The following is a 13,540-nucleotide window of genomic DNA, read 5'->3' as shown; positions in this document are numbered from 1 at the left end:
AATCGCGATGTGGGTCGTGTCCTTGTTGGTCCCTGTCGAGTCACCTGTCGGGCCTGGCGCCTTGCCCGTGACGGTCGGGTTCGGGGCCGCTCCCGTGGGCGTCCCGCGGATCGGCTCGGCCTCCGGGGCCGGCTGATCCGGCTTGGAGGCATCCTGGATGTTGGCGGCCCAGTAGGTCCACTGCTTCACCTTGGCGTCGTAGGGCAGCGGATTGCCGGCGACGAACGCGCGCGAGGCGTGCTTCGGGTCGATCAGTTTGGCGCGCTCGGCCGCATACGTCTTCGACAGCAGCCCCTCTGCGGGCACCTGCACGAACTCCGGATCGCCATAGTAGGTGTCCCGATCCGCATAGGCGAGCTTCAGGGCCTCGACGAGGGTGTGGAGGTAATCGGCGCTGTTGTGCCCCATCGCCTTGAGATCGAAGGTCTCGAGGATGTTCAGGGTCTGCAACAGAACCGGTCCCTGGCTTCCGAAGGAGTGCTTGTAGACGTCGTAGCCGCGATAGTTGACGACCGCCGGCTCCTCGACCTTCGAGTAGAATTCCGCAAAGTCGGCGAGCTCGAACGGCGTCTGGTGCGCCTTGAGGAAGGCGACCATCTCCTGCGCGATGTCGCCCTTGTAGAAGCGATCGCGCGCCGCCCGGATGCCCGCGGCCCGACCCTGGCTCGCGGCGGCGCGCTCGGCCTCGACCATCCGCGTCAGCGTCCGCGCCAGGGTGGGCAGCTTGATCGTCTCGCCGGGCTTGTACATCGCCCTGTCGGCCTTCAGCCAGTAACGCTGGTTGTCGGGCCAGTTCTCGAAGAACTTCAGGTTGCCCTCGATCGCCTCCGCGGTTCGCGGGCGCAGCGGGAAGCCCTGCTCGGCGTATTCGATCGCCCGGCCGGCGACCTGCTCGAAGCTCATGGTGCCCCAGCGCTCGAGCACGGTCAGAGCGGCATCGAGCGCGCCGGGGATCACCGCCGGGTCGAGACCTTCGCCCGCGAGGCTCTTTCCCCGGGAGGTGTACCAGTCGATGGTGGCGCCGCGAGGCGCCCAGCCCTGGCCGACAATCGAGACCACCTTGCCGCTGGTGCGGGGATAGACGAGGACCAGCGCTTCCCCCCCGAGGCTGTAGAGATCCTGTTCGACGACGCCGCCGACCAGGAGCGCTGCCACCCCGGCATCGAAAGCACTGCCGCCCCGCGTGAGGATCTCGAACGCAGCGGCCGTGGTCAGGGGATGGCCCGCGGACACGCCGGCGTTCCGGCCCATCACCGGTGGCCGCTCGGCTCCGGTCGCGGGGCTCCCGAGCGAGAGCGCGGCCGCCAGCAGGGTGCAGGCCATGATCGTGCGCGAGCGCAGCAGCCCAACCATTCGTGCGGCGGAAGAAGTTCTGTCTTGGGTGATGTCTGACACGCACATGCGACCAGCTCCTTCTCCGCAAGGAAGCGAACCTTGGTCAGCGCTGCCAGTGTGTGCGCCCGACGGCCTCTCGCGGGCAGCAACACCCCTTACAGCCGTCCGACCCCGATCATCCCGCGCGTTTGCTCATGCCGCGAAGACCTGCGCGCGATCCATGGGAATCCGCGGCGGAGACAACCACGCAGCACTCCAGGAGTTCCGGAGCACCCCGTCGTCGCGCGTTCCTCCTACATACGTTGAGTTGCCTCACCCATAGGTGGTCGTACCTTCCTGAACGTCGGCGGTTCCGCTCCCAGCGCCGGAACGCGATGCACGAAGCCCGATCTGGCCTGATGGGATGCACCGAGCGCTGAACACAGCCAGCTCGATGACGCGAGAGTCCCTTGGTCCGCAAGGGGTCAGGCAGTGAAGTTCGAGGACTTTTCACAATGTCTGGTTAGCTGAGAATTGCTGCCCTCAGGCTTAGGTCCCGAGTGTGCCAATACGTGACATTCCCGTTCTCCGGCTGGAATTTCGCGTAAGCCGTTTATGAAATGCTCTTTCCGGCCCTCACCGCGTCCGGAATTGACGATACAAAGTGGATCAGTCGGAGGGTGGACGCATGCTGAAGCCATTCACATCCGAGCGCCTGGCGATCCGTCAATTGCGGATCGAGAATGCCTCCGAGCTGGCAAGGATCAGCGACACCCCAGCCGTGAGCCAGTGGATGGCCTTCATGGAGGGCGGCTTCCCCTTGGAGAAGGCGGAGGCCCTCATCGCCAGCCAGAACGACACCAAGGAATACTTCTTCGCGGTGCGGCTCCCCGCTGGAACGTTGATCGGCACCATGGGCATGATTGATCACCCGGATGGGTCCATCGAGGTCGGCTACTGGTTCGGGGTCGATTACCAAGGCAAGGGCTATGCGTCGGAGGCGCTCTGGGGAACGCTGGATCAGATTGCCGCTGACCCTGCGCTGGCTCGTCGTCCGATCTTTGCCGAATGTCGACCTGACAATGCTGCATCCATCCGGCTGCTGACCAAGACCGGCTTCTACGCAACAGGGCGTCCAGGCCCTCGGCCCAACCGGATCGAGTTTAGGATTCGATGAAGTCGCTCGCGTGCGCTTGAAAATTGTCCGCGCAATTTCGCAGAAGCGCGATTATGAGACCCAACTGACCCATGTCAGACCCCCAGGCGGATGATACCGGTTACGGCCTATTGTGATCTGGGGATGTCTTCAGTCGGGTATTAAAGTGCGTTGTGAGGCTGACGGCGGAGGACACTCCCATGTGGACAGGCTCACGCAGCGCACTCGCGGCGGTTCTCATGGCCTACGCCGGTTCCGTTCAGGCCGGAGCCGAGGACGAAGTGAAGGCACAGTTCAGCAAGTTCGTCGCAGCCCAGAACGCCCATGACCTGAAGGCCGTGGGCGACATGCTGCTCGATTCTTCTGAGTTCCTCTGGATCACCCGGGGTGCGCCGATCTGGGGCCGCGAGGCCGCTCTCAAGCGGTTCGAGGCGCTGTATCAGGGCACATGGTCGCTCGATTCCAAAACCGACGAACTCAAGGTAATCGAGCTCCAGCCAGGCGTGGCCCAGCTCTATGTCCCGATCACCTTCATGATCGCTCCGGCCGGCCAGACCGCCCAGCCCGCTCGCTTCCTCATGAACCAGACCCTGGTCAAGACGCCTCAGGGCTGGAAGATCTCGAGTGTTCTGCCGATTCCGGCGCCGATGCAGTGATCTGACGTGCCTCGTTTGCGAGGCACGCGGTTCGCAGAAGCCCGATTATAGAAACGAATAGTGTTTCTTTTGATCGTATTCGAAGGCTTTCATCGACGTTTGAGGCGGAGAGCCAGTACAGTGTCAGTCTATATGGCTTCATTGGCACGCTCGGTGTGAGCATGAATATTCAAGAACACTTGGGGAGCCACCGCTGCCAACCTCACTGCTAGGTTTGTATCGTACACGAGCCGTATGTCTGAGATCGACCAATGTCGCCTGTGGGTCAGGCAGTGAAGTTCGAGGACTTTTCGCAATGTCTGGTTAGCTGAGGATGGCTGCCCTCAGGCTTCGATCCCGAGTGTGCCACTAGCGGTCATTATTCACCTGAAGCAACTGCCAATGCTTGCTCGCATGCATTACAGGTGTCCGGTAGCCCAACACTCACTTACTACTCGCTGTCGTGGGCAGCCGCTAGATAGCTGATACGGAGGCGGCGTGCGCTGGCGCGGCCTACGATGCCCAGCAGAACCTCCCACAGCGAGGGCGCAGGAGGCTCACGTGGCCAGAGCGCCTCAGGCTTCGGCGTCGACCATCAGTGCGGGCGCCGATACGTCATAAAGGCTCCTGCTTCTTGGCGGTCCTGACGCCGAGCCGTTTGCACCTGTTCTTCAAGGTTACGAACCGCTTCGAGGCGCTCAAGGCGTGACTCGGCTGGCGCCACGCGCGTGAGTGCCTGCCGGGCTTTCGCGGCTGCCGTTGGCGGACCCTGAGTGGCCGACGCAGCCATATCTACGGGTGATGTCGGGGCTGGCTGACTGGGCGTTGGGGCGGCTGCCCGCTGAGCAGAGGCCGACACAGAGGTGGTCGGGCCCGAAGCGACGGTAATCGTCGTGGGGGCAACCTGTTTCAGGAAGTTATTGAGGTTCTCGCACCGCGCTGGGAGAAAATGCTTTTCCAAGGCTTCCGACAGCTCCCTCTTCTCGGTCACATGAGTGAAGCGGCCGGAGGTCGTTGCTGGCCATTTGACATTCGGTGCGATCTCCTGGCCAACCGAGAACTGGTGACAGCCCCCACAACTCACCGCCCCGGCTCGCGCCAGGATGTGCTGCGCCGTCAAGGTTGAGCCTTGTGGAAGCTTGAAGTTCTTCAGCTCTGTATCGATCCCAGCGGGTAGACCGGTGTTTTCCGCCCGCTTCAGGGGGTCGTCTCCCTCACCCTGCGAGACGCTCTCGAACGTGTTGAACCGATTGGAAAAGCGCGCTCCGACGCCGGCAAAGAGCTCAGTGGGAGTCGGTGTCTTGCCTTCCCGTTGGGCTTGGAGGTCCTGCTCTATCAGCTCGCGCACATGGACGCGAACAAAGTCGTCCTGGAAGTCGAACCGGAGGTCGCCGAAACCTTCCACCTCGTTGGCTGCGGCCGTGCCATACAGCGCCGGATGCGGGTTGGCCTTCACGGTATCGGGGACAAATACCGCGCTTCCGTCGGGGCTGACACTAACGCGCCACTCACGCAGCATCCATGGATTGTTGGCGACGTCACCACCCGTCACGAACAGATTGCCCCGAACCTGTCCGAATGGAAGCCCGAAATGCTGGTGATGAACGACCGGCTGGATGTCCGGCGTCCCATCGCCGTTCGTGTCGCCCTCGTAGTAGAATTTCTCGAGCGCGGTCCTGAGTTGCTGCCCGGTCTTGCCTTTGAGGCTGTCCCAGAACTGCGCAATCCCAAGGCAGCCCTCAGGTCGGTTCTGCGGGTCAGGATTGTCGACCGCGGCTTCGAAGATGAGGAGGAACCGATTGGTCGGCCCGACCGGGTCTCCCTTCGCGTAAACGATGCGATGCTCGCCACAATATTTGAAGTTCGCGGGGGCTAAGTCGAGGCGGTTGAACAGGCCAACCGGGCGCATCCCGTCTGCATCCTGCGGTGTGAGAAGCTTCAGAGGATCAAGAGCAGCTTCGTTGGGACGCAGCCTGGCCGGCATTGCGACTTTGCTGTCGGGGTTGACCCGGTCCGCCACGCGGAAGCTCCGGATCATGCTCGTCAGCAACGAGATCCGCTCGGCGGGCGTGTTGACCAGCTTCTTCTGAGCCTCGGTGGCAGCGGCGTCCTGAGGGTTCTCCTTGACCGCAGACGTGAGGATTGCGCCGAGCGTCCTCTCCAGCGAAAACGCATCATTCTGGAACACCTCCGGATCCGTGATGACCACGGTGCGCCGCAGATCCGCTCTGAGCTGGCCTGTGCGACTCTCGACAGCGCACTGCGCACTCTGCATCGCCTGCTGAGCTTCCGCAGCAACAGTGGTTAGAGCAAACGCCGAACTTAACATACTCTTGAGCAAAATATGTTGGGCCATGGCAATGCCTCCCTCGCCTGAAATGGCGGGTCAACACGATAGTTGCACAACCTTTTCTTGGGTCAACGACTACACCGGATGGATGCTTCAACCTTTTCAAAGATCAATGATTACTCCGGATGGATGCCCCAACACCCTCCAAACTGCCTACATGAACGTTGCACGCAGGCACCGACTTTCGGGCCGATAGATCTGGAGCGTCACGCGATGCTCGTCGGTGCGGATAGTTCCGATCGCCAGTAGAGACCGCTGCTCGCGACGTTGGCGTGCGCTCGGCGTCTGCCCAGGGATCTGTCTTTGGTCAGGTGCAAGGTCCGTTCCGGGTCACGCCAACAGTAGAGCGTAGACCATAGCCACCGAGCACGTCGATGACGAAGTCGATGACGCTCTGCGCACCATCGACCATGATGTAGGGCGACACCGTAGGGTGCCCAGCGGGCTGATGAAGAGACATGGAACCTCGCTGAGAACGTCCGGAGTTTGATGATCCCTTAGCACCGGTTCAGCAGGGCGGTGCCGTCACTCGGGCTCGACTGATTCCTTAGGTTGATGAGCGCCCTTTCCACAAGGCGAGTCATATCTCGCACTCCACGGAGCGCCTCGTCGACGATGCTCTTCGCGACGATCTGACGGATCGAATGGGCACTGAGCTGTTCGGCGTCCGCGGCGTCCAGGGAACTTAACGCACTCTCGAAGGCAGAGGCGAGAAGACGCGTCGTGTCCGGGTCAAAGGCCTTGTTGAGGCCAGACAAACCGTTGGGTGTCATGGGTCTCGTTTCTCTTGCGCAATTGGACGACCTGCCCTCACCGCACGACGTTTTTGTGAACGCGTCCAAATCGCGGCACATCGCGACGATCTGCGGGGAGAGGGTCGACTCGTTCTTGTTTCGTCAGGGGAGGTATGAGTGGGCCACGCCGGTTACAACCGGATCCAACCGTGAGCCATGTCGGTGCCACGGTGGCTTGAGGCCTATAAGCGAATGTCTCCGCACGTCGTGATGCCTTGCCGAATCGCCTTGCAACCGGGCGGGAGATATGGCCTCTTAGCGTGACAGAAAAAAGGCCGCCTGGGAGGCGGCCCGAAGTTTAGGGAGGAAACGCCCAAGAAGGGCAGTGACACGCGACGTCAATCGCGCGTCACGCGCTGGACATATGGTGCGTCGCACAAGAACGCAAGACGCATGTTTGCCACGGGTGTGGACCAGCCTGACCGCGGACACCGGAAAAACTGCCTGAATGGCAGTCACACTGAACTCGGCGAAGGCGAGATCGTCCATTCATGGCCGACCTGAGATTGTTCCATGAGGCCGGAACATAGGTCGTATGTGCTGATCGGTATCCCGCGATGGCGCGAACGCATTCACACTGACTTCAATACGCACGGGAAACGCCCGAGGGCATCGGTGTCTTTACAGGAGATCACCCATGCCGTTCGTCGCCCGTTTCGATGCGTTCTCACGCGCTTCTCCTCCTCGCGCTGTTCGGCCGCCACGGCGCAACCTCATCCTGAGGATCGTCGATGCGATTGCCGAGTCGAATCGGCGCAAGGCCGAGCAAGAGGTTGCTGGCTACATTGCTCGCAATGGCAGCCGGTTCACCGACCGGCTCGAAGTCGAGATCGCGCAGCGGTTCGGCAGCAACCGTTGAGAAGACGATAGATCTCTCCTTCGCACTTCGGCTGTCCATGATGGAATTTTGGTACGCGACCAAAACAAACCCGCCGTGAGGCGGGTTTGTGTTCACATTGGGCGCGACCGCATGCGGGCCTTGGCCAGATTGGCCACCGCGAGCACGAGCAGCATGACGAGACCCGCGAATGCGTCGGCGGGCATCGTAAACACAAGGAGAAAGGCTGGCGTCAGGACTGCGCCGAGAATGCAGCTGAAGACCTTTCCCACGTAGCCGCAGACCTTCTCGAGGATCGTCGCTCCTGGCATCTGCCAGTCGAAGGCGCCGTCGGCATCCGGCTCGATCACAATGGCGGCAAAGGCGAACACGAAGGCGATTGCGATCGCACCGAATAGGCCCGTGAAAGCGGAGATGCCGAAGAGAGGGTATCCGAAGCCGGCCCAGACGAAGGCGGCGACGATCGAGCCGAAGCTGGCGTGCATCAGGAGTGTTCCGGCGATGCTCAGTGCGCTCGGCCGGACAGCGGTCGGAGCCCGGTCCTCGGCAGAGAGGATGACGTGGCGACGCAGCGCAGCGAACTCGTGAACGCTCTCGAAAGCGATGTTGGCCATGGCCATTATTCCTTGACGCAAGACTGATGGGGCGAAGGCGAGTGCGGAGCGCTCACTGGCTGGCGAGCGCGTTGACCACGAGGACGCTGAGGAGCAGCAGCAGGGCGACGACGATGCCGCCGATCGAGGCGGCTCCGGAGATGAAGGCGATGCCGATCGATCCTGTGGCGACGAGGCCGGACGCCAGGATCACGAGGAGCGAAATCAGGCCCAGGGACTCTTGATGCCGACGGGCTTCGGCGGGGACGCGAAAAGCAATCGTGGGGCGGATCGACCGGGTGGGCATCTCTGTGTCCTTGTTTGGGATTTGGAAGCCGTCAGGGTTCGCTCACCTTCTGCCGGTGAAATCCTCTGAGGGACGGTCGAAGGACGGCGGGACACCCGTTCGGACCCGTGATTTGAGATGCTGCAGTTCCTGTCGTGGCCGAAGCGCTAGAATCCGACGCAGATGCTTGAGAGATCCTGGTCTGGGGTTTGGACGAATGGCCAAAGAAAAACCCGCCAGAGGCGGGTTAATCTCGGGACCGGGAGCTTAGTGCGCTGTCGAGGAGAAATTCGCGACCGTGCGGGTGCGCTCCTCGGTCCGTCCCATCTGGTAGGCCTTTTCCTTCTCCGCGAGGACGGTTCGCACGATGTCACCGATTGAGGCCACGGGAACGTCTTTCGGCAGGCGCAGGCAGAAGTGAGCACCACCGTAGTTCCGGACCACCTGCTCGCCCGTGTAGGGATCGCTGAGAACCCGCACGGTCATTGGTCATTGATCATGATTTCTGGCGCGCCGCGGACCATGTCGAGGAACGAGTCGAGGCCCGCATAATACGTCGGGCGCTGCGTAGAGGTCGTCTCGTTGCGGGAGGTCTCGAGGGCGGTGTTCATGGTCGCGCGTCCTTCTCGGGATTTGAAATCGATCTGGGATCGAACGATTATTTTTCTGAAATCCTCTCGCAGGCGGGTCTTTCTATTTTCCCGGGCACCGAAGCAGTCCCCCACCGGCGACCGGCACGTCTATGCGCCGCGCACCCGCTTCATCTCGGCGTCTCTGCTTCACCGCTTCGAGACTCGCGCGTGGTCAACCGTCCCCGCAGGTGAGAGCGCGGGATCACCTGTGCGGCAGGTCCGCGTCGACGTCGGAGCGCGCATGCGCGGCATGTGGCGATAGGACCGGCTCGAACTGGCCGGGCGGACTTTCCGGCGGATGCGCCGGATTATGGCGGGATCACGTGGGTTTCGTGAGCGCTTCGAGATAGGCCTCAGCGAGGATCCACTGGCTCTCAGTGAGGTTGTCCTGAGGCGCATGGACGTTTTTGATCGCGGCCCACATTGAGGCCCAGAGAACGGGGCGAGCCTCGCCGGGGATCAGCGCGGCGAATTCGGTCGGGGTGGCGCCATTGACGGCGTCATCCAGGCTCTTGAGCATATGCTCTGCCTTCGCACTTGTGCAGTCGTCCGTCACGTCGTCGAGGTCATGAACGGAGTGCATCAAGGAGGCGCGAACAATCTGCTGCTCAAGCAGGCTGAGGCTACCGATCCAGCTCGTATCGAAGGTCTGCGGGGCCGCGAGCATTGGTTTTCCGGAGATCTGTGAGGGCAGTGCACGGCCGATTTCGTGCACTTAGGGCGGGGCGACGGAGATCCCGATCCGATTTGCATTATCGGACCGAGCCAGAGATCACTGAGCCGAATCGCTGTCGCCGTGTTCGTCCCCTTCCCCTGCCCTTCTGGCCGCTATGGCCATATCGACCCCTTCGAGGCGCCGGCGCCAGTGGTAGGCGAGCTCCTCGCGAACCCGCGCCTCGAACTCGGCGAGTTCCTTGGAACCTTCAGCAAGGAGCTCGCCAACCGGAATGACCGTGAGCAGGCGCTCGATCGAGGCTTCCACGAAGGTTGGAACGGAGGGATTCAGATCGACCTCGGCGATGCTGAGGCCGCCCTCGATATTCGCCTCGCGGGCGTAGCGGCCAATGTCGTTGAGGAGCAACTCGAATCCGCCCTCCTCGACCCGCAGTCGGAACGCTCTCGCGAAGGCGCTGCGGCCGTCCTCGTCCATCGGAAAATTGACGAGCAGCTCGGAGAGGAGCCGTGAGGCTTCGCGCGTGGCGTGCGAGACGTAGAGCATGATCACCGTGATCGTGGGATTTTTCAGGAAGAGGTTCGCTCTCGCATTATAGCTGGCAGTGTGCATCCCATTTTTGGGGCCAGGACACAGGCGCAGCGCAAGTCCAAGAGCCCGGAGTGCATGATTGAGACACAAAGCCGAGATTTTCGCGGTTCCTCAAAAGAAAACCCCGACGCCACTGTGGGCTCCCGGGGTTTTCTCGTGCGGTCTGGTTTTTACTCTTGGCCGTAGAATTTAGCAGGGTTGCCGATCCGTTCGGGTTGTTCGGTGCCACACCGGAACGACTTTGCGTCGGCGATCTCGGCCGCCTTGGCGTTCGCGTTGGCGAGCCTGGCGTTCACATAGGCGATGTGGCAGGCACTGTCGCCGTCGATCTTGGTGACGACGAGAACCTGGTGGACCTGCGGCTTCGCTGACTGCCAGGCAGAGGACGCCCATGAGGGAGCGGGCCGATTACTCGTAGCGCGTCTCGGCAACTGCCCTATGTGGAGCCCTGAGCGAAAGGTACCGCGACAATGCCCGATACACCCTCCCCGTCCGAGCCGGAACCCCAGGTCCCGGCACCAACGCCGGAGCCGTCCATCCCTCCTGGTATTCCTGGCATCAGCGAGCCTTTGAACATTCCGCCTGCCGAGCCTCCGGGGATCAGCCCCGAGGGCGTTCCCGTGCCGTCTCCGACGGAAGTGCCCTCACCGGGAGAGGTCCCGCGCGAAATTTGAACCTGATGCCAACCCAACACGATCTGCCGAGCCGCAGTTGGCGCAGTCCCAGCCGCCGAAACACAACGACGTCGCGGCGATTGTCCAGCGGCTGGATGCGCGATGATGGAACATGCATTTCTGCCGGTGCGCAATCCTGTTTAGGTCCCGTACCCACCGAGAGGATGGCCATTGCGATACGTCCGTCTGAACCCGCGAAGGAGAGCCCTGCTGCTCGTAGCATTAGGCTTGGTGGGTTCAACCGCTCCGGTCGTGTCACAGGACAGTGGTCTGGCTGGGCGACTTGGCCTTGCAGAAGCCGAACGCGAGCCGACCGGGATCGCAAGTTGCGAGAGTCTCGAGGCCAGCTTGGCGGGGTTCCAGCCGCCGGAAAGACGCGTCGACCTATGGGTCAGCGGCCCGCTGACCCTGATCCAGACCGACGGCGTGCTCTGGTACCTCGTTGTCTGCTCGTCCCCGCGGATCAGGGTTATGTGCGTGACCTATTCCGATAACGGAATGAAGATCGGGGAGCGGGCAACGCTCCGGGGTGCCTACAGGGCGATAGACGACCGCCATGTGGTTCTCGACCCCTGCTTGGCATCGCATCCTGACTCATAGCGCGAAGCGGATACCGGACTAAAATCCTGCCCTGCGAAGGCGCGCTGGAATGATCAGGCAAGCTTCGCTCCGATGCTCACTCGGACCGCCGGCTCTCACGCTCTTTGCGCCGCAAGGCTAGGAGAAGTTCCATTTGCTCGGTAGGGATTGGCGTGTTGTCGGGCGGGAAGTAAACGGCGTGTAGTCGCCGGCCGATCATCGCGCGTGATTCACGGGTCAGGGACGGCGCGCTACCGCGGCATCTCTGATCGGGCATGCAACTCACCTCTTCATGCATTGCAGTGGCCCCGCAAAATTGGAGCGTTTGGTTAACGGAAAGTTAACGAGGGTCGTGCGCAGCAAGAGCTTTCAGCGGAGACAGCAAAACGCCACGCAATCGCCGCACTGTTGCCCTGGGATACGCACGCTCACCGATTCGTTTGCGTAGCGTATTGCTTCCGAAATTTATTTCCATGACCACTGTACGTCATCTCATCCGCCTTCAGGTTCGCATTGAAGGCATCGCGGAGACCGCGTCCGTGCGCGGCCAAGCCGGCGTGAGCCTCGACGAGACGCTCGCGGCTCTGGACCCGATGGGCCGCCGTCGTGTCGCGATGCTGCTCGAACTCGTCAAGGCCTTCTCGAGCGATCAAGATGAGCGGGCCGCCGCGGATCACATCCGGATGCGCGCCGCTCGTGCCTGGTACGGACCGTCTGTGAGCTTCTCGAAGAATCCAGTCGAAGATCGCCGGACCGATCCTGCGTAGGCTGCGGCTCGAGAAGGTTCCGAAGAGATTCCGGTCCGGCTTGAGCCGAGACCTGAGCAGTAAGTTACCGTCAGATCATCCTTTCCGATCTGTCGGGTTCCCTACAGACGGGGTAATGGTCGGTCAGTATTGGGGCATATGTGCCATGTTGCCTGGCGTTTAATCAGGGCCGTGATGAATGACTACGCAAGCAGCGCCATCACAGCTGCTTGAATCAGAGATAATCGTAGAGGAACAAACGATGGCGGATTCTCGGAAGAGCACGAAACAAGCAGCCAATGAGACCACTGAGGCGGGGCGTGAGGCCGTGAATACGGTAGCAGACGCTGCGCAGGAGGCTGCGGTAATAGGTCTGGACGGTGTGCGGCGCGTGACTGAACGGGTCACGCAGGCCCTGGGCGTGACCGGTCAGGAAAGCGAAGCGGTAACACGCCAGGCGAGCGAGAATCTCGGCGCCCTGACGGAGACCGGCACGGTGCTGGCGCGCGGCCTCCAGGAGGTGTCTCGCGAGTGGCTGACGCTGTCCCAGCATGGGCTCCAGAAGAACATCGAGGGGCTCACGCAGCTGGCGCGCTGCCGGACGCTGCAGGACCTCGTGGCGGTGCAAAGCGAACTGATGCGCAACAACTGGCACTACATGATCGATGTCAGCCGCCAGATCGCCGAGCGCTCGATCGAGATCGCCAACGAAGCCGCCCAGACGATCAACCCGGAGACGAAGCAGGCGAACGGCCGGGGCCGCAAAGCGGCCTGACTGACTACGCCTGCGATACGTTAGGATTCGAGAGCGCCCGAGAGGGCGCTCTCTTTCATGGAGAGACGGCGGTGACGGTCGAGGTGCACGAGCCACCGCGCATGGTGGGCCCCGCCCGGCCAGGAACCGGGCGGGGTTGGCTGTTGGAGACAGCAGGTCAGGGGAGGAATCCGACCCGAGCCCAGATTGGCCTGATCGTGTTAAGGAACAGTTGACGTAACGGAAGGTGCGATGATTTGGGTAGTCATGAAAGAGGCCCCGCTTGGGGCGGGGCCTCTGGTCGGCGCGGGAGCCACTAGGCTCGGTCGAGGGTGATCAGGCCTGCCGTGCCGCGCCGAACTCGAGAATCGAAGACGGGTTACGCGGCGAGTGAGATATTGACCTCGTTCTCCTCGAAAGGCGTGATGCCGCGCATGGCCCTCGCACGAACCTCTGGAGTTTCGTTGTCCGCCCGGCGCTTTAAGTCGTCCGCGCCTTTCCACTGCTCGCGATCGCCGTAAAGTCTCCGGATGACAGCGTGATCGCTGGGGTCGTGCATGTCGAAGACAGTTCTGTCCGCCAGCCCGGCGACATGCTTGACCCATCCATCTACGATGTAGCGACCATCCACGACCGCAAAATCATGACCCCCGACGTCCTGGGCGATTTCCGATGACGGATTGTCCTCTTCGAAGAAACCGCAGAATTCGACGCGGTTGCCGAGAAGACGACGGACATAGACCATCCAGTTTGTGCACTCGACGCTGCGTGAGCCATCGGGGAAGAGACATCCATCACGACCCGAGTCCTCGTCGGGGAAGTTCGTGACGTTTCCGAAATGAGCTTCGAGTCGGGCCTTGATCGGGTCCTCAATTGCCTGGGCATTCCCGATGTAAGTAACGGGGTTGTGCACGTTCATGAGCTA

The 13,540-nt window shown here is 61.8% G+C and carries 18 protein-coding genes; 6 read left to right on the top strand and 12 right to left on the bottom strand.

The features are described from left to right. On the bottom strand, nt 1-1,401 hold a 1,401-nt coding region (locus BN1233_RS29415; protein ID WP_048710148.1), incomplete at its 3' end, for a gamma-glutamyltransferase family protein. Nucleotides 1,402-2,002: 601 nt separating this feature from the next. Here BN1233_RS29415 and BN1233_RS29410 point away from each other — a divergent pair. Together BN1233_RS29410 and BN1233_RS29405 are read left to right on the top strand one after the other, a co-directional pair. Then, the gene (locus BN1233_RS29410; RefSeq protein WP_046867198.1) at nt 2,003-2,491 is read left to right on the top strand and encodes a GNAT family N-acetyltransferase; all 489 of its coding nucleotides are present in this window, start codon (nt 2,003-2,005) and stop codon (nt 2,489-2,491) included. Between the two features lie 179 nt (nt 2,492-2,670). Next, nucleotides 2,671-3,126, top strand: a complete 456-nt coding sequence (locus BN1233_RS29405; RefSeq protein ID WP_046867197.1) for a nuclear transport factor 2 family protein — start codon at nt 2,671-2,673, stop codon at nt 3,124-3,126. Between the two features lie 574 nt (nt 3,127-3,700). Here the strand turns inward: BN1233_RS29405 and BN1233_RS29400 are convergent. The 3 genes from BN1233_RS29400 to BN1233_RS29395 all read right to left on the bottom strand — a co-directional run bounded on the left by BN1233_RS29400 (nt 3,701) and on the right by BN1233_RS29395 (nt 6,228). After that, nucleotides 3,701-5,380 (bottom strand): hypothetical protein, encoded by a 1,680-nt coding sequence (locus tag BN1233_RS29400; RefSeq protein WP_046867196.1) that lies wholly within the window; start codon nt 5,378-5,380, stop codon nt 3,701-3,703. A 382-nt stretch (nt 5,381-5,762) separates the two neighbouring features. Continuing rightward, nucleotides 5,763-5,915, bottom strand: coding sequence for a hypothetical protein (locus BN1233_RS47410; protein WP_154678311.1), 153 nt, complete (start codon nt 5,913-5,915; stop codon nt 5,763-5,765). Nucleotides 5,916-5,952: 37 nt separating this feature from the next. Then, a complete protein-coding gene (locus BN1233_RS29395) occupies nt 5,953-6,228 on the bottom strand; it encodes a hypothetical protein (protein WP_046867195.1) in 276 nt (91 codons plus the stop codon). 658 nt (nt 6,229-6,886) lie between these two features. Here BN1233_RS29395 and BN1233_RS29390 point away from each other — a divergent pair. Next, entirely contained in the window at nt 6,887-7,108 is a 222-nt protein-coding gene (locus BN1233_RS29390; protein ID WP_046867194.1) for a hypothetical protein, read from the top strand. Nucleotides 7,109-7,200: 92 nt separating this feature from the next. On the opposite strand, the gene BN1233_RS29385 is transcribed toward BN1233_RS29390, so the two are convergent. The 7 genes from BN1233_RS29385 to BN1233_RS29355 form a co-directional block, all read right to left on the bottom strand. After that, entirely contained in the window at nt 7,201-7,701 is a 501-nt protein-coding gene (locus tag BN1233_RS29385) for a hypothetical protein (protein ID WP_046867193.1), read from the bottom strand. 52 nt (nt 7,702-7,753) lie between these two features. Next, nucleotides 7,754-7,987 (bottom strand): hypothetical protein, encoded by a 234-nt coding sequence (locus BN1233_RS29380; RefSeq protein WP_046867192.1) that lies wholly within the window; start codon nt 7,985-7,987, stop codon nt 7,754-7,756. Nucleotides 7,988-8,233: 246 nt separating this feature from the next. Then, nucleotides 8,234-8,452: a hypothetical protein gene (locus BN1233_RS29375; protein WP_046867191.1), complete on the bottom strand. Its 219-nt coding sequence runs from the start codon at nt 8,450-8,452 to the stop codon at nt 8,234-8,236. Next, entirely contained in the window at nt 8,449-8,577 is a 129-nt protein-coding gene (locus BN1233_RS50620; RefSeq protein WP_280139492.1) for a hypothetical protein, read from the bottom strand. The genes BN1233_RS29375 and BN1233_RS50620 overlap by 4 nt, the downstream gene beginning before the upstream one ends. Before the next feature lie 340 nt (nt 8,578-8,917). Next, nucleotides 8,918-9,265, bottom strand: a complete 348-nt coding sequence (locus BN1233_RS29365; RefSeq protein ID WP_046867189.1) for a hypothetical protein — start codon at nt 9,263-9,265, stop codon at nt 8,918-8,920. A gap of 105 nt (nt 9,266-9,370) precedes the next feature. Beyond that, complete coding sequence (locus BN1233_RS29360; protein WP_046867188.1) at nt 9,371-9,883, bottom strand: hypothetical protein; 513 nt, start codon at nt 9,881-9,883, stop codon at nt 9,371-9,373. Nucleotides 9,884-10,032: 149 nt separating this feature from the next. Then, on the bottom strand, nt 10,033-10,293 hold the full coding sequence (locus BN1233_RS29355) for a hypothetical protein (protein ID WP_046867187.1): 261 nt from the start codon (nt 10,291-10,293) through the stop codon (nt 10,033-10,035). A 474-nt stretch (nt 10,294-10,767) separates the two neighbouring features. Here BN1233_RS29355 and BN1233_RS43420 point away from each other — a divergent pair, with 474 nt between their 5' ends. The 3 genes from BN1233_RS43420 to BN1233_RS29340 all read left to right on the top strand — a co-directional run bounded on the left by BN1233_RS43420 (nt 10,768) and on the right by BN1233_RS29340 (nt 12,636). Then, nucleotides 10,768-11,136 (top strand): hypothetical protein, encoded by a 369-nt coding sequence (locus BN1233_RS43420; RefSeq protein WP_052763973.1) that lies wholly within the window; start codon nt 10,768-10,770, stop codon nt 11,134-11,136. A 452-nt stretch (nt 11,137-11,588) separates the two neighbouring features. Continuing rightward, nucleotides 11,589-11,882 (top strand): hypothetical protein, encoded by a 294-nt coding sequence (locus tag BN1233_RS29345; protein WP_046867186.1) that lies wholly within the window; start codon nt 11,589-11,591, stop codon nt 11,880-11,882. Between the two features lie 241 nt (nt 11,883-12,123). Next, nucleotides 12,124-12,636, top strand: coding sequence for a phasin family protein (locus BN1233_RS29340; protein ID WP_046867185.1), 513 nt, complete (start codon nt 12,124-12,126; stop codon nt 12,634-12,636). A gap of 358 nt (nt 12,637-12,994) precedes the next feature. Here the strand turns inward: BN1233_RS29340 and BN1233_RS29335 are convergent, their stop codons facing one another. After that, nucleotides 12,995-13,534, bottom strand: coding sequence for a hypothetical protein (locus BN1233_RS29335; RefSeq protein ID WP_046867184.1), 540 nt, complete (start codon nt 13,532-13,534; stop codon nt 12,995-12,997). Nucleotides 13,535-13,540: the final 6 nt, after the last annotated feature.

The sequence above is a fragment of the Microvirga massiliensis genome (assembly GCF_001006805.1).
Lineage (GTDB): Bacteria > Pseudomonadota > Alphaproteobacteria > Rhizobiales > Beijerinckiaceae > Microvirga > Microvirga massiliensis.
This window is presented reverse-complemented; position numbering and strand designations above follow the sequence as displayed.